Source organism: Cyclobacterium jeungdonense, from assembly GCF_010994275.1.
GTDB classification, from domain to species: Bacteria; Bacteroidota; Bacteroidia; order Cytophagales; family Cyclobacteriaceae; genus Cyclobacterium; species Cyclobacterium jeungdonense.
Window position 1 is genome coordinate 589779 of the sequence record NZ_WMCD01000002.1, and the last position, 21766, is coordinate 611544.

The window sequence follows — 21766 nt, forward strand, 5'->3', positions numbered from 1 at the left end:
TTACCAACGTTTTCCGGTTTGCTGAATGACCCTAAAAGTTTGGACCAATAAATTTCGGTTAATTGCTGACGGTAAGCTATTGTTTTGGATCCGATGAAAGATAACCAAAAATCAACGTATTCTCTAAAGGAATACACCATTTCCTGCAACAAAGGATCTCACCGCCCCAGCAGTTTGCGTTTAGTTCTATCAATCCATTCCAGCCTTTTTGATAGCTTCGGGCCTGGAGAAAAGCGATAGACCAGGTTAAAACGATAGTTTCCAGTACCGATATTCACCTTATACCCGGAAACAGGAGCCAGGTTTACCTGATTGTAGACATAGGTGACATTGACCGACCAGCGATCTGAATTGTAACCAGTAAATCCGCGTAAAAAATAATTTGGTCGTACTGCCCAGTTCCGCTCCCCATTGCCATTTGCCACGTGCAGGGAAGTACGGCCCACAGCAAGCCCCGAGGCTGCCGAAAGGGTAATGAAAAAATGTTTTTTTAGAACCAGTGAATACGCATATCCAATATTGGGGCCCCATTCCATGTATTTAATCTGCCGAAGATCGGACGTCTGGGACAAAGAAGTGGGCAGGATTCCCTTTTGATTCCGGATTTGGCCTCCGTAGACTTCCATTCCAACCAATAACGATCCAGCTGATCGCTGTTGCCATTCGTTCTGCAAAAATGCTGCCCGGTAGGAAAATTTATCTCCGTTGAACAAATATTGCACTGAGGCCCCAACTTTTCGGAGCTTTGTGTCAGGAAACAGCGTTGTCTCCAGGTCAGGGGTTGTTGGATGATGCCGCTGCAGGTAATAGCCGTTGTAAAATTGACCAAATACGTCAATAACCCAATTCTTTGGATAAGCATGTACCTGCAAATCCAGGTATCTGGAATCTCCTCTGCCCCGTTCCGGATTGATAAACCCAAAGCCATAGGCCAGATTTAGCGTCAAGTTCTGATACGTCACCCCTACCCCCATATTCAACGTGGAATTGGGCATGTACAATAGTTTATTGCTTTCTGTTTCCAATCCCAACCCGGTATATTTTCGGGACAAATAATACCTTCCGGTTAGTTTTGATGGATAGGTCTGGTAATAAGAACTGTCGTGTTCGGCCTCCTGAGCCAGGGAATGGGTACTGAAGAGGATCCATACATTCAGAAAAACCAGACAATGTTTCATTATAGCAATTTAAAGCCAATACAGGGAAGGAACAACTATTTGCGATAATGAACCATTTAAACATTTTAATAATGAAAAAGGAGGTCAGAAAAAATAATTTCGAAATAACCTCCTCTTTTAAGTATGAACGAGAAAAAGATAAGTGCGAAAAGTTGCTTAATCACCCAGAACAAAGGTAAGGAAATTAATCCCAGAAATGCAATTAATTATTCTTAGTATGTTTCGAAATTTTAAAGAAATAATTACAATGAACCTGTTTTAGAATATTCATTTTTTGTAAAAACTTCATTACAATTCCCATATATTATTAGCAATACTATCGACCAATTTCCAGTAAAATAACCGTCATGATTGAAATAAAGAAACATAATTAAATTATTTAAATTATGTTTTGACTTAATTTTAGTGATGATCAGTATTTCCCTCCATTACGCTAAGATGTTCCTAGATTGGCGTACATTCCAGTGCTATTACCTACTTTTAAAACTCCTGCTAAATCCGGAAATTCGAAAAAATTTAATATTTAAATAATCCAATTAAAGAATGCTTCGGAAAATACTTTTAGCCAATTCATTGAATTGTTCCGCTTGCTATTTCTATCGAATTGAATGGCTATCAGCAGAAAAATAGTAAACTAAAGGCAGTCTAATCCCAGTCCTTTCGATTGTGGTTTTTTGATACCTCGGTAAGTGATCCCTAAATCTTATCTTTTCCGGAAAACCATTTTTTAAAATAATAAAAAAAAGGATTAGAATATTTCAATTGCTTCCAGGGCCTACTTCCATGTGGTTTGTGCCAAACAGGGAGGTCCGTCAGGATGTAATTATCGAAGCCCATTTCATGCGCTTTATGACTAATATGGGTGTCGTACCAGTCTTTTTCGAGGTCAAGATTGGAGAAATCGTATCGTTTCAAAAATTCTACACTAAGCAGGCTACAGCAAAAACTAAGACTACGGTTGGTCTTAATTGCACCTTTTCTTTTTTCATTTTTAAATTTGAGGTAGGGAAAGTTTACCTTTCCTTGTTCATCATGTGTGATGGCACCCACCAAACCTGTATTGGGGTTGGCTTGAGCAAAAGCAAGAAGTTGTTCGATGGTGTTTGGCTGTACCGTCACATCCGATTCGATGATGATTAGCGGCACGTTGGCTTTCAGCGCTTCCTTCTGGGACATCCACAGTACCTTGTCATAATTCGGAGAGGGGTGATCGGTAAGATCTTCCAGGTGAATCAGCTTAAAATCCATTTTCTGGCTGGCAGCCTGAAGCGAAGATTTGGTTTCTTCAGAGGAAAAATCATTAAACACCCAATATGCAAACTGGCCAGTAGATTGCTTCACGGCCCGGAAGGTCTCTAAGGAAGCCTCCAAGGCATCTTTTACGGGTGTAACTACGAGTGCCTGCATTTGTCCAGAAATTAAAGTAGCCCTGGATACGCAATCCAGGGCCTTGGAAAAAGGTTATTTCAATTTTGCCAATGATTCCTTGATTCGTTTCAAGGCTTCCTTTAGCTCGCTTTCCGAAGCAGCATAAGATAATCTGACAGAATTAGGAGCGCCAAAGGCGGCCCCGGTCACCAGAGATACGTGGGCTTCGTTGAGCAAATACAGACAAAAATCATCTGCACTTTCAATTTTTTTGTTTTCCGGAGTGGATTTGCCAAAAAACGCAGAAATATCCGGAAAGAAATAAAAGGCACCTTCCGGGACATGCGTTTTAATGCCTGGAATATCCCGAAGTAATTCTAACACCAGGTCCCTTCTTTTAAGATAGGCAGCTGCCATTTCTTCAGTCGGTCCCTGATCTCCTACCAGGCCTGCCAATGCGGCCCGTTGGGCAATACCCGTACCGCCGGAGGTAAACTGTCCCTGAATTTTCTCACAGGCTTTGGCTATGGCCAGAGGAGCACAGATGTACCCTACCCGCCATCCGGTCATGGCATAGCCTTTGGAAAACCCATTAACCGTAATGGTCCTTTCAAACATTCCGGGAAAAGAAGCGATGCTGGCATGCTGACCGGTAAAATTTATCAATTCATATATCTCATCGGCAATCACCACCAGGTCTTCTTTCGATTTCACCACCTCCGCGATGGCTTCCAGTTCCGCTTTACTGAAAACGGACCCTGATGGATTGCAGGGAGAGGAGTAAATGACTGCCTTGGTCTTATCGGTAATGGCTTCCTTAAGTTGAGCAGCGGTAGCTTTAAAGTTGTTTTCCAGATTACCTTCGATCAGCACCGGTACGCCTCCTGCCAATTTGATGATTTCAGAATACGAAACCCAATAAGGGGCAAAGATCACTACCTCGTCCCCTTCATTAATCAGGCACATAAAAATATTGGCGATGGAATGCTTGGCGCCGGTGGAGACTACGATATTTTCAGCTTTGGCTTCCCTTATATGGTTTTGTTCCCGGAGTTTTTTGGCAATTGCCTCCCGAAGATCCTGGTAACCTGCCACTGGGGGGTAAGAAAAATATTTTCCTTCATCGATGGCGGCCTTTGCGGCTTCCTGTATGTGTTTTGGGGTCTTGAAGTCAGGCTCTCCCAGACTAAGTCCAATGATATCTATGCCTTGGTTTTTTAGTTCCCTGGCCGTTTTTGCCATAGCCAGCGTGGCTGACTCTTCCATATTGTTGATGCGATCGGATAGGATGGAATTCATTTATGGTATGTTTATTTATGTATGACTATCAGTATAATATGTTCGCGCCGAAAGGGAAATAGTACGTGCAATCGTATGATCCTTCCGGCACATTTTTTAATTTTGCAAAAATAAGGATAAAGCCAACGATTCCTAAATCTTTTACCAGTTTTGACTGGTTGGATCCCAGGGCTTCTACGTCCGTTTTATGCAGGAGGGTGTTTACCTTCCAAAATAAAGTGAATATCTTAACGTTATCCATCTGATATGAAAACGCATTTTTACCTGTTGGGACTACTTACTCTAATCGGCTTTAAATCTGGATTTAGCCAGGAAAACGCTCCGATTCAGGATCCCGATTCCTCAGGCGTGGATAATAGCCGTTTGCTCCCTACCTCCACGCCCGTACTCCTTTTTTCATCCGTAGAGGATGAGGAAAAAGAGGATAAAAAAAGCAAAAAGAAAAAACGAAAGAAAAACGTCTATTTTGGAGAAAAAACAAAAAAAACATTGATCAAAACCAGTTTCAGGGATCAGGTCACCTATCAGGTTTTTCATTTCACCCAACGTCACCAACAACCCGATCCTTACATACGTGATATCTATTGGTACGATTCCAGAAACAAGGCCATCAAAAATTCGGGCTATCAAGCTTCAAAAGGGTACCTGCTGCACGGACCCTATGAAAGGCGCATCGGAGAAAATGTGGTCGAATCCGGCATGTATTATTTCGGCACCAAACATGGCAGGTGGATGTCCTATGATGGCAATAACGTCCTCCTTGACAAGCGCCACTATGCAGAAGGCTGGCCAAAGGACTCCAGAATCACGTATTATAATAGGGGAGAACGGAAAATTGAGAAATTAACTCCCATCGAATACGAATTGGAGGAAGGAAATTTTTACCATTTTTTCCAAAACGGGCAGGTGGCTGTAACCGGCGAGTATGAGTTTGGAGAAAAGGTAGGCCTATGGACAGAGTACTGGCCCGGACAAGATGATAAAAGGGTAAGAAAACGCGAAATCCAATACCAGGCAGAAGCATTTACCAATAATTTCAAGCCTTATATACGGGCAGAATGGGATCAGGAAGGAAACCTCATTTACCGGACTACCAATTAGTAAAAAGCATCTTCAAAGTGCTTAAAGGCTATATTTCCGTGGCGGTCCCGATACACGCCTACGATATCAAAACGAATATCCTGGTGCCAGTCTATTTTATGGATAAAGTAATCGGCAGCGCGGATAATCAATTGTCGTTTTCGGTAATCCACAAACTCCTCCGCATAGCCATAGCCGGTTCCTCCCCGGAATTTCACCTCCACAAAAACCAATAAGCCCTGAAAGGTCATGATCAAATCAATTTCGGCATGCTTGTATCGGAAATTTTCCTCTACAAACACATAGCCCTTCCCTTCAAGCCAGCATTTGGCCAGCTGTTCTGCCTCTCTTCCCTTGTCATTGTGTTCGGCCATTCTGTGATATTGACTATCTTTGAAAAAACGATCGGATTAACGTGAATGAATTTATAAATAAAAAAGTTATTTTTCAGGATCTGGGCAGGAAAGATTACCGGGAAACCTGGGATTATCAGGAGCAATTGTTTGCCGATATCGTCGCTGTCAAGGTCCATAATCGAAAGCAGGAATCTGCCAGACAGCAAATCACCAAAAATTACCTGCTATTCGTCGAGCACCCGCATGTATATACCCTGGGCAAAAGCGGCAAAGCTGAAAACCTTCTCCTCGATGCTGAAGGATTAAAAAAATACGGAGCCAGCTATTACCCCATCAACCGGGGCGGCGATATTACCTACCACGGACCCGGGCAACTGGTAGGCTACCCCATTTTGGATCTGGACAATTTCTTTACCGACATTCACCGATACCTGAGGTATTTGGAAGAAGCGGTCATCGCTACGCTGGAGGATTACGGAATAGAGGCGGGCAGAATTGAAGGGCTCACCGGCGTCTGGTTGGATCACATCCACCAAAAAAATCCCCGAAAAATCTGCGCTTTGGGGGTAAAATCCAGCCGATGGGTAACCATGCATGGGTTTGCCTTTAATGTCAATGCCAACCTGAGTTATTTTGAACACATCATCCCCTGCGGCATCCGGGATAAAGCTGTCACCTCAATGCATGTGGAACTGGGCAGGCCGGTAGACGAGTGGGAGGTAAAAGAGCGCTTAAAACGGCATTTGGCCGAGATTTTCGAAATGGAACTCCAGGAATTGACATGAAATCGAGCATGACGAGAACGTCACAGGGATGATTATAATGCCCGCGAGATTCTCCCGCGAAAATTCGGGACAGGCTATCCCGACCTTCAGTGCCGGACAGGTTATGACCGCTGAAATAAAAATGACAAACAAATGAAGAAGGATATTGAATTTCATCCGGTAACAGGCGTCAAGATGGCCATTGTCAGGGAAAACGATGCCGATGAATGGTCCGCCTACCTGATCAATAATAACCTGATCGAACTGACGACTTTGCTGATTACTTCCCGGGCCTATGGAAAAATTGAGGGTATAGAAAAAAAATCCTCCGTTTTACGGCACATGGTAGAACGGCTGGAGCCCACTAGTTTTGCCCGGATTGAAGGGATCGATCCCGATCTTTTTGCCCTGACGAACGAATTTTGGATAAGTTATTATATTGTGGATCAGATTTTTGACAAAAAGTTTATCTTTGTATCCGGCAGTATACAGGAAAAGCACATGAGCTATATTCCTGAACTTGATTTGCACGGCATTGTACATACCTGAAGCATATGGCTGATTTTTTTGAACATCTCAACGATATTCTGTTTTTGGACCTGGAGACCATTTCGGGAGCCAAAAGCCTGGAGGAACTTCCTCCCCGATTGCAGGAAGAGTGGAAGAAAAAATCCCGATTTATTCCCGGGCAGGAGAACAAAGAGCCAGGGGATTTGTATTTCGAAAAAGCCGGTATCTATGCCGAATTTGGTAAAATTCTATGTATTGGCGTGGGCTATTTTACCTATCGCAAAGAAGAAGATTTGCTTCAGTACCGGACAAAATCTTTTGCCGCTGAAACAGAGCACGAAATGCTCCGTGAATTTCGGGAGCTTCTCTGCAAAAGGGACTGGACCCTTTGCGCCCATAATGGCAAAGAATTTGATATCCCTTATTTGTGCAGGCGCATGCTGATCAATCAACTACCGTTGCCAGAGGTACTTCAACTTGCTGGCAAGCGTCCTTGGGAAATACGCCATCTGGATACACTGGAACTGTGGAAATTTGGAGACTACAAGCATTACACGCGTCTGGACCTGCTCGCAGCTCTGTTTGACATTCCCAGTTCCAAGGACGGTATCGATGGTAGCGGTGTCAATGCGGCTTACTATACCGATAACGACCTGCCTGCTATCCGAAACTATTGCCTCCGGGATGTGGAGGTGACGGCACGAATTTACCTGGCCTACAAGGGGCTTCCGGGAAATTTGGAATTTGAGACCATCAATCTGGATCTGGAGGCGCCACCGGAAACTCAAGCCCCGGAATAATTTAAAATAAATATCCGTACCTTTAATGCATTAAATCACTTTTATGGGAAGAAAAAAATCAGGCTTCAAAAACAAAAAGGAGAATCCTACCGGATTGCCAAAGGTAAAACACCAACTAACGCAATTTTTAGATAGCCATTTCGGAGAGGAATTTGCAGAAAAACAACTGATCAAAAAATTGGCCCTGCGGGACGCTGCCGCCAAAAAATCATTGGACGAAGCCTTGCAGGAATTGGTGGCTGCCGGGAGCATTTCCAAAAGTCCCCGGAACCTTTATTCTTCGGCTGCCGATCCCGAGTTCATCATCGGAGAGGTAGATTTTGTCAATGCCCGCTTTGCTTTCATTATTCCGGAAGACCAGGAAAAAAAGGAAAACGACATTTTGGTTAAAGAAGCCGATCTCAAAACGGCTTTGGATGGCGATAAGGTTCGTGTAATGATTTTGCCCCACAAAGGCAAAGGAAATAAACGGGAAGGAAAAGTACTGGAAATCACGGAACGTAGTCGGGACGAATTTGTGGGCAGGGTGGAAATTTCACCACGGTTTGCCTTTGTGGTCCCGGATTTCAAAAAGATGCACCAGGATATCTTTGTAAAAAAATCAGACCTGATCGGTGCACAACATAATCAGAAGGTCGTCGTCAAACTGACCGATTGGAAAGAAGGAGACAAAAGCCCCACCGGCAAAATCATCCGGGTACTTGGAGAGGCGGGCGATCACGAGGTGGAAATTCATTCCATCATGGCAGAATTTGGACTGCCTTTTGAATACCCGGAGGAGTCCATTGCAGAAGCTGATGCGATACCAGACAGCATTCCCTCTCGTGAGCTGGAAAAAAGAAAGGATTTCAGGTCGGTTGATACGTTTACCATCGACCCGGCCGATGCCAAAGATTTTGACGATGCCATATCTTTCCGGTATTTGAAAAACGGAAACATGGAAATCGGCGTGCACATTGCTGATGTCAGTCACTATGTCACCCCCAAATCCATCATGGAAAAAGAAGCCTACGACCGGGCCACCTCCGTTTACCTGGTGGACAGGACCATTCCCATGCTGCCCGAAAGGCTGAGCAACGGGCTTTGTTCCCTACGACCCAACGAGGATAAACTTACCTTTTCCTGTGTTTTTGAAATAGACAATGAAGCGCAGGTAAAGGATTTTTGGATAGGACGCACGGTTATTCATTCCGACCGAAGGTTTAGCTATGAAGAAGCCCAGGAAAACATGGATGAGGGCAAGGGAGAATTCGCCGATGAACTGATAAAACTCAACACCCTGGCAAAAAAACTCAGGAAGGAAAGGTTCCGGAAAGGAGCCATTAATTTTGAGACGGTAGAGGTAAAATTCAAGCTGGACGAAAAAGGCACGCCGGTAGGACTGTTGATCAAAGAACGAAAAGATGTACACAAGCTGATCGAAGAGTTTATGCTACTGGCAAACAAAACCGTGGCGCAATTCATTTACGATAAGAATAAAGGGAAAAGTACCTTTGTTTATCGGATACATGATTACCCGGATCTGGAGAAGCTCAACACCTTTGCCAATTTTGCACGAAAATTCGGACATGATCTAAAATTCAGTGATGAAAAAAAAGTTGCCAACAGCCTGAACAAGCTGATGGATGAAATAGTTGGTAAGCCGGAACAGAATGTATTGGAGCAATTAGCAATCCGAAGCATGGCCAAGGCAAAATACACTACCGAACCGAAACTCCATTTTGGGCTTGCTTTCCCGCATTACACGCATTTCACCTCGCCGATCCGGCGTTATCCGGATTTGATGGTTCACCGACTGTTGCAACATTACCTGGACGGAGGAAAACCACCGGAAAACCAGGCCTGGGAAGAAAAATGCGTTCACGCTTCTGAGAGGGAAAAACGGGCTTCCGATGCCGAAAGGGCCAGCATTAAGTATAAACAAGTGGAATACATGAAGCTGGCCGAAGAAAAGGATTATGAGGGAATCATCACCGGGATCACCGAATGGGGCGTGTACGTGGAAATCACCGAAACCAAATGCGAAGGAATGGTGCGCGTACAGGACATGACGGACGACTATTACGATTTTGATGAGAAAAACATGCGTCTTATAGGTTCTAAAAACAAGAAAATCATCACGCTGGGGGACAAGGTCATGGTTCGTGTTACCCGAACCGACATCGACCGGAGAACCATAGACCTGGAATTTGTCAACGATGGTAAATGAAAAACAACTGGGGAAAATTAAAGCCTCCCTGGAAGCGCATATTCTACACCTCCAACTAAAGGGCCATCCACCTGAATTATACGATCCCATCGACTATTTAATGGGATTGGGTGGCAAGCGAATCCGGCCGCTGCTGGCCTTGCTATCCTATGGATTGTATAAAGAGGATTACCAACGCATCCTTACACCGGCATCCGCCATTGAGGTGTTTCATAACTTCACACTGATGCACGATGACATTATGGATAATGCCCCCTTGCGCAGAGGAATGGCTACCGTCCATGAAAAGTGGAACGCCAATACTGCAATCCTTTCGGGGGATGTCATGTTGGTTAAAGCCTATGAATTGTTGCTGGATGTATCGCCTGAACATTTGCGTCAAAGCCTGGAACTTTTCAGCAAAACAGCAGCTGAGGTCTGTGAAGGGCAGCAATTGGACATGAATTTTGAAGGCGTGGAGCAGGTCTCAGAATCGGATTACCTGAATATGATCCGACTAAAAACCGCCGTATTAATCGGCTTTTCCCTGCAGTTGGGAGCCTTGCTGGCCGGTGCCAGTAAGGAAGACGTGCAGCATCTGTATGATTTTGGCGTCAACATAGGTCTGGGATTCCAATTAAAAGATGACCTGCTGGATGTTTATGCCGATAAGGAAAAGTTTGGAAAACAAGTAGGAGGAGACATATTGGCCAATAAAAAAACGTACCTGCTCATCAAAGCTCTGGAGCTGGCCCGGGAGGACGATAAAATAGAATTAGAGAATTGGATTCAGGCGATGGTTCCCGACCCGGACGAAAAAGTCCGCGCAGTTACGGCTATTTACGACCGGCTGAAGATTCGTGAGCACACCCTACGAATAACGACTGATTTTTTTGAAAAGGGATTTAACCAGCTCAGCAGCCTAAAGGTACAAAGACCAGATGGCCTGCAGCTTCTCTGGAACCTTACGCGAAACCTGGCAAACCGGGAAAAATAAAAACCATGGAATTATCTTTAACGATCATTGTCATCGCCATCACATGCCTGGTTTCCTACTATGGATGGAATAACCCTGCTTTTTTGCAGAAGCAGTTATTTACTCCCTACCTGATACAGCGCAACAAATCCTATGAGCGGTTTGTAACTTCCGGTTTTATCCATAAAGACGGTACCCACCTGCTTTTCAATATGTTTACCTTCTATTTTTTTGGAAATGTAGTAGAGCAATACCTGATGTATAAATTTGGCCAAGGAATGGGTGCCCTTGCATTTATCGGATTTTACCTACTGGCCATTATCGTGGCTGATATACCTACTTATCTCAAAGAAAAGGATAATCCCTCCTATCATGCCCTGGGAGCATCGGGAGGAACATCTGCTACCGTTTTTGCCAGCATCGTGTTGATGCCACTGTCTGATATCTGTATTTTTGGAATTTTCTGTCTCCCTGGATTTATACTGGGCCTTTTATTTCTAGGGTATGCCTTTTACAAGGGAAAAATGGGAGACGATGCCATCAACCACGATGCACATTTCTATGGGGCTGTTTTCGGTATTGCTGTCATTGTATTGATCTCCCCTCAAAATGCCTTGTACTTTTGGGAGGAAATAAAAAGCTTCCGTTTGTTCTAACGGAAGCTTTTTTGAAACAGATTATTTGCTCTTTTTTAATTGCCGGACCAATTTATCCACCACATCCTTCAATAGTGGAACCCAATGGTCTCCCTTATCTTCGGCGAATACGTCAGGACCGGGTATGCCCACCCGCATGCCAACTACATGCTTAGCCGTTCCTCCCTGACCTTCGGTTTTGAAGTAAACATCCACCGCATTGATATCCTGGGTAAACTTGGATAGTTTGTCAATGGAAGATCTGATTTCTTCCTGCACCGCGCCATCGATGTCAAGGTTTACCGACTGCACATCGATCTTGATTCCTCTGTAATTTTCAGTATAGTTCATGACAGAAACAAAATTTGAATCCGGCTGATTACCGGAAATAAAATGAATAGTTTATTGCTGGAATATGCCTTTTATGAAGGGCATATACACAAAAAAAGACCTCTAGCAGAGGCCTTATGTAATTTACTCCTCAAAAGGAATATTATGCTTCGCTGGGAAGTACATTCACGTAGGATCTCCCGTCGTGTTTCTTGGCAAAAGCCACCGTACCGGGTGTCAGCGCGAACAAGGTATGATCTTTTCCCAAACCTACGTTCAATCCGGGATGATGCTTTGTCCCTCGTTGTCTGACAATGATGTTGCCAGCAATGACTGACTCTCCACCAAATTTTTTCACTCCAAGCCGCTTACTTTCTGATTCTCTTCCGTTTCTGGAACTACCTACACCTTTCTTATGTGCCATAATTTTATTTGTTTAGAGTTTCCTGTTCGGATACTTAAAGTACGATATCTTCTATTACTATTTTTGTATACTGTTGACGGTGGCCGTTTTTCTTCTTATAGCCCTTTCTCCGCTTTTTCTTGAAAACAATCACTTTGTCTCCCTTTACGTGATCGAGGATTTTCCCCGATACCTTGGCACCTTCCAAAAGGGGTGCGCCTACCGATACCGTACCGTTGTCGTCTGCCAACAGCACCTGATCGAATTCTACGGAAGCGTCAACTTCACCTTGCATTCTGGGTGCAAAGATCTGCTGCTCTTTTGTTACTTTGAACTGCTTACCGGAAATGTTAACTATTGCGTACATAATGATTTGATAGATTACAATTATCAAAATTGAGGTGCAAATATAAGAAAAAATTGCAGATACATAAAATAGTAGTGACATATTAATTAACAAACCTCTTCCATATACGAGCAAGCCCCTTTCAAATTAAGGAGACCTGCATTTTTTGCGGTATGTATTTCGGATTTAAATTTACAAAATTCACATATGAATCCTATCCTTTTGGCTTTCAATGAGTTGAAAGTCCGGTAAAATCATCAAATTTGAAAAAAGGTTGACCATAGGTCAAAAAAATGGTCTTTTTCAGGCGCTCTAAGATTAATTTTAATTAATTCAAAAAAGTTGTAGCAACGATTTAAAGCATTATAAATTAAAGTTATGATTTAGTTATGTGAATCTATATTATTGGTGTTTAGCCTTTTATAGTAGTTTGACCATAGGTCAGTTTAGTGAGCTTTACGACGGATTTGGGCTTTACTTTTTGAATTTTCTTACCCATATTTGTTAAGGTGTTGTTACGAAAACGAACCATACCAAGTTAAAGCCAACGAGAGGCATCTTAGCCATTGATTAAAATACCTTATAATAATTTATTAAACCATTTGGAGTAATGAAGTCAGAACCAATATTAGAACAAGGAGATAACAGCCGTTTTGTCTTGTTTCCCATTCAGCATGATGACATTTGGGAATATTACAAAAAAGCAGAGGCGAGTTTCTGGACTGCGGAAGAGATCGATCTGGGTCAGGATTTCAATGACTGGAAAAATCTGAGTGATAATGAAAGACACTTTATATCTCATGTCCTCGCCTTCTTTGCGGCCAGTGACGGAATTGTAAATGAAAATCTTGCCGAAAATTTTGTCTCTGAGGTTCAGTACACCGAGGCCAAATTCTTCTATGGGTTCCAAATAGCCATGGAAAACATACACAGCGAAACGTACAGCTTACTTATCGACACCTACATCAAAAGTGCAGATGAACGGGATCGCTTGTTTAATGCCATTGAGCACCTGGATTGCGTCAAAAAGAAGGCGGAGTGGGCCTTGAGATGGATTGATCAGGGAGACTTTCACGAACGATTGATTGCCTTTGCTGCAGTAGAAGGTATTTTCTTCTCCGGTTCCTTCTGTTCTATTTTCTGGCTGAAAAAAAGAGGGCTGATGCCCGGCCTGACTTTTTCAAACGAGCTGATTTCAAGAGATGAGGGATTGCATTGTGATTTTGCCTGTCATCTGTACACCCAACACGTTGTTAACCGCTTACCGGAAGAAACAATCATTGGCATCATCAAAGATGCGGTAGAAATTGAAAAAGAATTCGTGACCGATGCATTGCCGGTAAGACTTATCGGCATGAATGCAGAATTAATGTGTCAGTACATCGAGTTTGTAGCCGACAGGCTGCTACAGGAATTGGATTGTCCAAAAGTTTGGAACAGTACCAATCCATTTGATTTCATGGACATGATATCCCTACAAGGAAAAACCAATTTCTTTGAGAAGAGGGTTGGGGATTATCAAAAAGCAGGCGTAATGAAAAACAAAGACGTCGCCAACGGTTCAGGGAAATTTTCCGTAGAAGAGGATTTTTGATACTTTTTAACCATTTTAATAACCAATCAGTATGTTAGTAATCAAAAGAGACGGCAGAAGAGAGTCCGTCAGATTCGACAAAATCACTACCCGCATAGAAAACCTATGCTATGGCCTGGATGCCCGGTACATTCAGCCTATAGAAGTAGCCAAAAAAGTGATCGACGGTCTGTATGACGGGGTGACCACCACCGAACTGGATAACCTGGCCGCAGAGGTTTGTGCCTCCCTCACCGTGAAGCACCCGGAATACGCTGTCCTGGCAGCCAGAATCGCTATTTCCAACCTGCACAAAACCACCAGTCAATCCTTTTCGAATACCATGAAAAGGTTGTATACCTACATCAATCCCAAAACCGACGAGAATGCAGCGCTGGTTGCTCCCGATGTTTATGGAATTGTTAAAAAACATGCCGCCAAGCTGGATGAAGTCATTGATTACAACCGCGACTTTGATTATGATTTTTTTGGTTTCAAAACACTGGAAAGAAGTTACCTGATCAAACTGGATGGTAAGGTAGTAGAAAGGCCTCAGCACATGCTGATGCGCGTTTCGATTGGTATTCACAAGGAAGATATCGATGCAGCTATCGAAACCTACCACCTGCTTTCGCAGAAGTGGTTTACCCATGCCACCCCTACCCTTTTTAATGCCGGTACGCCAAAGCCTCAGTTGTCTTCCTGCTTTTTATTAACCATGAAGGACGACAGCATCGATGGCATCTACGATACCCTGAAGCAGTGCGCAAAAATATCCCAGTCTGCAGGGGGCATTGGGTTATCTATCCATAATGTGCGAGCCAAAGGATCCTACATACGCGGTACCAATGGTGTATCCAATGGAATTGTCCCCATGTTGCGGAATTTTGACATGACCGCTCGTTATGTGGATCAGGGCGGCGGTAAGAGAAAAGGAAGCTTTGCCATTTACCTGGAACCCTGGCATGCCGATATCAAGGACTTTCTGGACCTGAAGAAAAACCATGGTAAGGAAGAACTTCGTGCGAGAGATCTTTTTTATGCCGTTTGGATTTCCGACCTCTTCATGAAAAGGGTTGAAGCCAACGAGAACTGGTCCCTGTTTTGCCCACATGAGGCTCCTGGTTTGGCGGATTGTCATGGCGAGGAGTTTGAAAGACTTTATGAAAAATACGAGAAAGAAGGCAGGGCCAGGGAGGTCATCAAAGCCCAGGAACTCTGGTTTGAAATCCTCGAATCACAAATAGAAACCGGAACTCCCTACATCTTGTATAAGGACGCGGCCAATGAAAAATCCAACCAGAAAAACCTGGGGACTATCAAATCATCCAACCTGTGTACCGAAATCATGGAATACACCTCTCCGGATGAAGTCGCCGTTTGTAACCTGGCATCCATTGCCCTGCCCAAATTTGTAGCTACCGCAAAAGATGGTAAAAAACATTTTGACCATCAAAAGCTCTATGAAGTAACCAAGGTGGTGACCCGAAACCTAAACAAGGTGATCGATGTCAACTACTACCCGGTGCCAGAGGCCCGAAAATCAAATTTCAGACACCGTCCCGTAGGCCTGGGGATTCAGGGCCTGGCAGATGCCTTTATCCTGTTGCGCATGCCGTTCGATTCAGAGGAAGCCAAAGGCCTGAACGAAGATATTTTCGAAACCATCTATTTTGCCGCCATGGAAACCTCGATGGAATTGGCAAAACTCCATGGGACTTACGAAACCTATGAGGGGTCTCCCGTATCCCAGGGATTGTTTCAGTTTGACCTATGGGGAGTGAAGCCAAAGTCCGGACGATGGAACTGGAGTGAGTTGAAACAAAAAGTGGATAAGTACGGGGTACGAAACTCGCTCTTAGTCGCTCCCATGCCCACCGCCTCCACTTCTCAGATACTGGGTAACAACGAGTGTTTTGAACCGTACACTTCCAACATCTACACCCGCAGAACCCTTTCCGGAGAATTTGTGGTGGTAAACAAGCACCTGATGAGGGATCTGATTCGTCTGGGCCTTTGGAACGATAACATGAAAAATAAGCTGATTGGGGCCAATGGATCCGTACAGAACCTCCCTGAAATTCCGCAGAACCTCAAAGACCTGTACAAAACCGTATGGGAGATCTCTCAAAAGGTGATCATTGATATGGCTGCCGACCGGGGAGCCTATGTGTGCCAGTCCCAGAGCATGAACTTGTTCTTACAGGAACCCAACTTCGGAAAATTGACGTCCATGCATTTCTACGCCTGGAAAAAAGGATTGAAAACAGGGATTTATTACCTGCGTTCCAAAGCAGCCAGCAGTGCCATTCAGTTTACCGTGGACAAATCCCAGCTAGACAAAAAGCATGAGCCAGCAGCAGAACCAGAAGTTAAAAAACAGCACCAGGATGCCATTGCCTGCTCGCTAGACAATCCGGATGATTGTGAAATGTGCGGGAGTTGATCATCCCCTATACACCTTTAAAAGCAGCCGTTACCCCGTAGCGGCTGCTTTTTTTATTCACAAAAGATTCACCACAGATTATTTATTGGGTCTATCTTTATTACTCTATCCTGTCTGTGGTGCAAACTTTTGATTCACCACGGATTGACACCAATTGCCACAGATTTTTCTCTGCGCTCATCTGAGTAATCTGTGGTGCAACTTTTTTTTACCCTAGATTTAGAGATAAAACCGGACACCAAACATCATTGAGTTTGGGTAAGAGCCATAGATTTTTTCAATGGAAATAAATTTTTCATAAATGTAAAATTTGGTATCTTGGAAAGGCAAAGAAGGAAATAAATTTAACACGTAGTTATGGAAAACAACACAAACCCAAATGCAAAACTATCAGATTTCAATGAGAGCGTGGCGAAATGCCCCTTTCATGGAGGAGCCCTCAAGCAGAGTGCAGGAGGAGGAACCAGAAACCGGGACTGGTGGCCTAACCAATTAAAATTAAACATTCTTCGGCAGCATTCTTCCCTTTCCAATCCCATGGGAGAGAAGTTTAATTATGCGGAGGAATTTAACTCCCTTGACCTCGCGGAGGTGAAAAAGGATTTACACCAAGTGCTGACCACCTCTCAGGACTGGTGGCCTGCTGACTACGGACATTACGGACCTTTTATCATCCGAATGGCCTGGCACAGTGCAGGTACCTACCGGATTTCAGATGGCCGCGGAGGGGGTGGCACCGGATCTCAACGATTTGCTCCACTTAACAGTTGGCCCGACAATGCCAATCTGGATAAAGCCCGCCTACTACTCTGGCCTGTCAAGCAAAAATATGGAAGAAAGCTTTCCTGGGCAGATCTAATGATTCTGGCAGGAAACGTTGCGCTGGAATCCATGGGGCTAGAAACCTTTGGTTATGGGGGTGGAAGGGAAGATATCTGGGAGCCTGAGGAAGATGTGTACTGGGGGTCCGAGACCGAATGGTTGGGAGACAAACGGTACAGCGGTGACAGGGAGCTGGAAAACCCACTGGGAGCCGTACAGATGGGGCTTATATACGTGAATCCCGAAGGGCCTAATGGTCATCCGGATCCGGTAGCGGCAGCCAGAGACATTCGTGAAACGTTCGGAAGGATGGCCATGAATGATTACGAGACCGTAGCATTGATTGCCGGTGGGCACACCTTTGGAAAAACCCATGGTGCAGGAGACCCTACCGAATACGTCGGACCCGAGCCTGCGGGAGCAGGCATTGAAGAAATGGGACTGGGCTGGAAAACCACTCTGGGATCTGGAAATGGTAACAACACCATTACCAGTGGCCTGGAAGGAGCCTGGACCACCACGCCTACCAAATGGAGTAACAATTTCTTTGAAAACCTCTTTGGCTTCGAATGGGAATTATTCAAAAGCCCCGCCGGAGCTAATCAATGGCGTCCAAAAGACGGTGCCGGTGCCGGAACCGTGCCGGATCCACACGATCCTTCCAAAAGCCACGCCCCGTTTATGCTGACAACTGATCTGGCCCTGCGCATGGATCCGGAATACGAAAAAATCTCTCGGAACTTCTTGGAGAATCCAGATGAATTTGCCGATGCTTTTTCCAAGGCTTGGTTCAAACTTACCCATAGGGATATGGGACCACGTGCCCGCTATTTGGGCCCCGAGGTACCCCAGGAAGACCTTATCTGGCAAGATCCCGTACCTGAGGTGGATCATGAATTGATTGATAGCAGCGATATTGCCAATTTGAAAAAAAGAATTCTGGATACCGGTCTTTCGGTTTCGGAACTGGTGGGTACTGCCTGGGCCTCTGCCTCCACCTTCCGGGGGTCAGACAAACGAGGCGGTGCCAATGGGGCAAGAATCCGACTGGCGCCCCAAAAAGACTGGGAAGTCAATAACCCGACACAGCTCGCAAGGGTCCTGAATAAGCTGGAAGGTATTCAGGAAACCTTTAACGGATCTCAGTCCGGAAATAAAAAAGTCTCCCTTGCCGATCTGATCGTCCTGGGTGGATGCGCCGCAATCGAAAAAGCAGCCAAAGATGCGGGACATGACCTGACTGTTCCATTTACACCCGGTCGTACAGATGCTTCCCTGGAGCAGACCGATGTAGAAGCGTTTGCGATTCTGGAACCGGCAGCCGATGGCTTCCGCAACTACCAGGATGCCCAACATCAGGTAGCGGCGGAAGAAATGCTGGTGGATCGATCGCAGTTGATGACACTGACCGCTCCGGAAATGACCGCCCTTGTTGGCGGTATGCGCGTACTGAACACGAATTTTGATCAGTCCAGACACGGAATATTCACGCAACAACCCGGCGTACTTACCAATGATTTCTTTGTCAACCTATTGGACATGGCAACAAGTTGGAAAGCCCTGGACGATTCGGACAAGGTATTCGAAGGTAGGGATCGCAAAACCGGGGAACGCAAATGGACCGGCACCCGTGCGGACCTTATTTTTGGATCCAATTCTGAATTAAGGGCTATTTCAGAGGTGTACGGTTGTAGTGATGGTAAGGAAAAGTTTGTTCAGGATTTTGTAGCAGCCTGGGATAAGGTCATGAACCTGGACCGTTTTGACCTGAAAAAATAACCGTCTTTCCATACCAAATTCAACAAATAAGGTGACTTGCTATCAGGTCACCTTTATTTGTTGTATACCTTTGCCCTTATCCGCCTGCCGCATCATGAGAGCAGCGGGCTAAATCTTGTAACAAAAACCCAGCCCCTCTTCATATTGCGTTCCCTGTCTGTATTTATCCATTTCAGCCTGAAAAAGGTTGGTTTAAAGAGCAGGCATAAAGGTCAATAGAATCATCTTCAACTACCGAAATAAAGAGAACCTACTCTTTTTTATTGGATGATTTTTTCCAAAAGTCTCAGCTTCTCGCTTGAAATCGAATCCATTTTTGACGAAGCTTTATTTAGTAGCGAATCCAGTTTTTTAACTTTTTCACCGTCCCTATTAACGATTGAGTCAAGCGTCAAAACCTTATCAATTTCTTTATTCACCAACGAATCTAAAGTGCTTCCCAATGTAAATTTCCTACGTACCGATAGGCAACTTCACCATGCTCATCCATGGCAAGCAGGTAAATCCACCCGTTGTCGCACAGATCTTTTACTGACCGATGCCTTTCTATGATGGCATTCATGGCATCAATGGGTGCTTCGATAATCACATTGAGCCTTAGCGGTTCGTGTTGGTAGTTTTCGCCATCGTGCACCGACTGCATGGGCAATCCTACCCGTAAGTCTCCGGAATACCCTTCCAGCACGCCTAGCCCGGAGGTTACGTTATGTAAGGTTTTGTTTCCGGATCCAAAATTCTTGTTATCAACCGTCGATCCATAATATTGAAGGTTAATCCAGCTTGTCACCACCATGGGGGCGGTCATAATCAATTCAAGAATCGAAAATCCCTTGTCCTTTTTCCACTGATAAGAATGTAAGAAAGATTGGCCGCTAAAGTTCAGGTTTTTTGTTCGCTCACGCGGAGCCACCACAAAGGCGGAACAACCCGCCAATCCCCATTCCGGTCGGACCTGCGACCAGTCCTTACTACGGGCGATGATCGCCTTGTCTTCATTTTTATGGATGGCCATTCTCAAGGATCTTTCTGCGCGGGCGGTCTTTCCTGCTTTTGCCAAAGAACTTTTAAGGTCTGCTAGTGCTTCCGATTGCGTAGCAGGTACCTCTTGTTCGTTATAGATGCGGATTGTGTCCGTGGTCGTATCGTGCAGGCAGGCCAAAAATACCGTATCCTCCGGAATAGCGATACCTTCGTCCTTTAATTGCTTACGCACTGCTTTGGCATTCAATACAGCCGCGGCTACTTTGGCATTGGCCTCTCCGGAACGACCTCCGCAAGCGCCACAATCAAGTCCGGTGGCATGGGGGTTGTTGACAGTGGTAGACCCATGACCTACAATCAACACGAAACCAGCGAAATTTTCGGTAAGCGACATGGCATTCAATGCATTTTTAGCCATTTCAACCTGTAGATCCAGCGGTATGCCCACTGTTTCACGGTGATGATTGGCCACATTCAGCGAAATACCTTTTTGCTTCGACACCTTGGCGTCCAATCCGGCCTGATCGGGATGAGGAACAGGGCGCGTGAGTCCAAACGAGTCGGTGAAGAGTTTTGGGAGGTAGGACAAACCCATGGGGCTCACAAAACTGAAACAAGTCACGGCTCCGGATTTAAAGGATTTCCAAACCTCCGATACCTGATGGCCAAGGACGCGTTTGTTATACGCGGACTTATTGGCCACCTTATCTGGAATTTCTTCCAGGATGGTGGGACCTGCTGGTATGAGCACCGGGCACTGTGCCTCTCCTTTATTATGGGCAATAGGGACAAAATGAATAGGGAAAGCAAAAAATCCGGCAAACCCAATGGTTTCTATTCTCCGGTCTACTTGTTCCAAATTTCTTCGATAAACTTCTGAGCGCACGTCGATACAGAAAATGGCCTGTGCCTTTGGCCGATCTGGTTTTTGAGGTGGATTGGTTTTAGAACCCTGAAATTTTTCGATGATTTCTCGTTGAACAGCTAAATCGAATGCCTCTTGTAAGACCAGCTTTTCAGATAGCTCCTGGCTTATTTCGGTATTCCCACTTGCTACCAAAAGTTCATTTTTCGCCTTCAACCAAAGGGACCGAAGTTGCTGCCCGTCCAGGCATTGAAGCAAACAGGCTTCCCAGCAAATAAGAACCGCCAGAAACTCGATGGACGCTCCTCCTTTTTTGCCATACAATTCGTTGTCCCAGTCCAATCGCGCGGCATAAGCCGACCAGCCACCTACCCCCAAGAGCAACCGATGCAAGTAGGTGGGCAGGGCTTCTTCCGGGATCGCAAGTATATCCAAGGCTTTTTGAGCTGCCTTCAGTGGATGATTCGGTAAAACTTTTACCGTTTTCCTAAAGCCCTTCAATCCTGTGATTTCGCTCGTTAAATCCACTTCGGCCTCTGCTTTCCAGGATTCAAAAACCCCGGCTTGTTGATTTGCTGCCTTCCAAATAGCCTGGTCATTGTCAAAATAGGATGCCGCCCAGGTTGAAATTCTGCCCGTTACAAAACGAGTCCAGTCTTGTTTCGAAACCTGCATGGCTACGTCGCTCACGGAAGCGATGGCAGCACCTTTTTGTTCAGCGTCGCTCCTATTTTCCAACTGATTAATAAATACGTCTACATCTGCTTCATAGATAAATTTCTTTTCGAATGCTGCCTTCAGGTCCTTTGGCGTAATTTTTCCTTCCTTGATTTTATTCCTGTAAAAAGATACCGGTAAGGTCATTTGAATACCGCCCACAGTAGCCAACTGCTGGGCCACTGTCTCAAAATTCTGGTCGGTAAGTCCGAGGTAAGGGTTCACGGCCACAAAATTTTCCAAGGGCCAAACAGGTGCAATTTTTTTACAGGCTTTGCGAAGTGTGTCTACAAGCGTGGTTTTGTTTATTTCCTTAGGTCGTACTAAAACTTGATCTTCCATTTTCATAA

Annotated in this window: 18 protein-coding genes; 10 read left to right on the forward strand and 8 right to left on the reverse strand. The window is 44.9% G+C overall.

Annotation, left to right across the window (positions count from 1 at the left end):
- Positions 1–158: 158 nt before the first annotated feature.
- From GKS34_RS07450 to GKS34_RS07460, 3 genes are all read right to left on the reverse strand, one after another.
- On the reverse strand, positions 159–1178 hold the full coding sequence (locus GKS34_RS07450; RefSeq protein WP_163384169.1) for a DUF4421 domain-containing protein: 1020 nt from the start codon (positions 1176–1178) through the stop codon (positions 159–161).
- Between the two features lie 696 nt (positions 1179–1874).
- On the reverse strand, positions 1875–2585 hold the full coding sequence (locus GKS34_RS07455) for a glycosyltransferase (protein ID WP_163384170.1): 711 nt from the start codon (positions 2583–2585) through the stop codon (positions 1875–1877).
- A gap of 54 nt (positions 2586–2639) precedes the next feature.
- On the reverse strand, positions 2640–3845 hold the full coding sequence (locus GKS34_RS07460; RefSeq protein WP_163384171.1) for a pyridoxal phosphate-dependent aminotransferase: 1206 nt from the start codon (positions 3843–3845) through the stop codon (positions 2640–2642).
- A 246-nt stretch (positions 3846–4091) separates the two neighbouring features.
- On the opposite strand from GKS34_RS07460, the gene GKS34_RS07465 reads away from it, so the two are divergent.
- Complete coding sequence (locus tag GKS34_RS07465) at positions 4092–4946, forward strand: toxin-antitoxin system YwqK family antitoxin (RefSeq protein ID WP_163384172.1); 855 nt, start codon at positions 4092–4094, stop codon at positions 4944–4946.
- Here GKS34_RS07465 and GKS34_RS07470 read toward each other — a convergent pair.
- Positions 4943–5299 carry a YraN family protein gene (locus GKS34_RS07470; protein ID WP_163384173.1) on the reverse strand — a complete coding sequence of 119 codons (357 nt, stop codon included), beginning with the start codon at positions 5297–5299 and terminating at the stop codon, positions 4943–4945. The genes GKS34_RS07465 and GKS34_RS07470 overlap by 4 nt on opposite strands.
- Positions 5300–5340: 41 nt before the next feature.
- On the opposite strand from GKS34_RS07470, the gene lipB reads away from it, so the two are divergent.
- The 6 genes from lipB (at position 5341) to GKS34_RS07500 (ending at position 11175) form a co-directional block, all read left to right on the forward strand.
- Positions 5341–6066: a lipoyl(octanoyl) transferase LipB gene (gene lipB / locus GKS34_RS07475; protein WP_163384174.1), complete on the forward strand. Its 726-nt coding sequence runs from the start codon at positions 5341–5343 to the stop codon at positions 6064–6066.
- A gap of 132 nt (positions 6067–6198) precedes the next feature.
- Positions 6199–6594 (forward strand): hypothetical protein, encoded by a 396-nt coding sequence (locus GKS34_RS07480; protein WP_163384175.1) that lies wholly within the window; start codon positions 6199–6201, stop codon positions 6592–6594.
- Positions 6595–6599: 5 nt separating this feature from the next.
- Positions 6600–7355, forward strand: coding sequence for a 3'-5' exonuclease (locus tag GKS34_RS07485; RefSeq protein ID WP_163384176.1), 756 nt, complete (start codon positions 6600–6602; stop codon positions 7353–7355).
- Positions 7356–7398: 43 nt separating this feature from the next.
- The gene (rnr, locus tag GKS34_RS07490; RefSeq protein WP_163384177.1) at positions 7399–9564 is read left to right on the forward strand and encodes a ribonuclease R; all 2166 of its coding nucleotides are present in this window, start codon (positions 7399–7401) and stop codon (positions 9562–9564) included.
- A complete protein-coding gene (locus GKS34_RS07495) occupies positions 9554–10540 on the forward strand; it encodes a polyprenyl synthetase family protein (protein ID WP_163384178.1) in 987 nt (328 codons plus the stop codon). Before rnr ends, GKS34_RS07495 begins: the two co-directional genes overlap by 11 nt.
- A gap of 5 nt (positions 10541–10545) precedes the next feature.
- On the forward strand, positions 10546–11175 hold the full coding sequence (locus GKS34_RS07500) for a rhomboid family intramembrane serine protease (protein ID WP_163384179.1): 630 nt from the start codon (positions 10546–10548) through the stop codon (positions 11173–11175).
- A gap of 21 nt (positions 11176–11196) precedes the next feature.
- Here the strand turns inward: GKS34_RS07500 and hpf are convergent, their stop codons facing one another.
- The 3 genes from hpf to rplU form a co-directional block, all read right to left on the reverse strand.
- Positions 11197–11505 carry a ribosome hibernation-promoting factor, HPF/YfiA family gene (gene hpf, locus GKS34_RS07505; protein WP_163384180.1) on the reverse strand — a complete coding sequence of 103 codons (309 nt, stop codon included), beginning with the start codon at positions 11503–11505 and terminating at the stop codon, positions 11197–11199.
- 142 nt (positions 11506–11647) lie between these two features.
- Positions 11648–11908 (reverse strand): 50S ribosomal protein L27, encoded by a 261-nt coding sequence (gene rpmA, locus GKS34_RS07510; RefSeq protein WP_163384181.1) that lies wholly within the window; start codon positions 11906–11908, stop codon positions 11648–11650.
- Between the two features lie 34 nt (positions 11909–11942).
- On the reverse strand, positions 11943–12254 hold the full coding sequence (gene rplU, locus GKS34_RS07515; RefSeq protein WP_163384182.1) for a 50S ribosomal protein L21: 312 nt from the start codon (positions 12252–12254) through the stop codon (positions 11943–11945).
- Between the two features lie 589 nt (positions 12255–12843).
- Between rplU and GKS34_RS07520 the strand changes: the two genes are divergently transcribed.
- From GKS34_RS07520 to katG, 3 genes are all read left to right on the forward strand, one after another.
- Complete coding sequence (locus GKS34_RS07520) at positions 12844–13827, forward strand: ribonucleotide-diphosphate reductase subunit beta (protein ID WP_163384183.1); 984 nt, start codon at positions 12844–12846, stop codon at positions 13825–13827.
- Positions 13828–13858: 31 nt separating this feature from the next.
- Entirely contained in the window at positions 13859–16252 is a 2394-nt protein-coding gene (locus GKS34_RS07525; protein ID WP_163384184.1) for a ribonucleoside-diphosphate reductase subunit alpha, read from the forward strand.
- A 357-nt stretch (positions 16253–16609) separates the two neighbouring features.
- The gene (gene katG / locus GKS34_RS07530; protein WP_163384185.1) at positions 16610–18853 is read left to right on the forward strand and encodes a catalase/peroxidase HPI; all 2244 of its coding nucleotides are present in this window, start codon (positions 16610–16612) and stop codon (positions 18851–18853) included.
- Positions 18854–19280: 427 nt separating this feature from the next.
- On the opposite strand, the gene GKS34_RS07535 is transcribed toward katG, so the two are convergent.
- Positions 19281–21764, reverse strand: coding sequence for a YbcC family protein (locus tag GKS34_RS07535; RefSeq protein WP_240459224.1), 2484 nt, complete (start codon positions 21762–21764; stop codon positions 19281–19283).
- Positions 21765–21766: the final 2 nt, after the last annotated feature.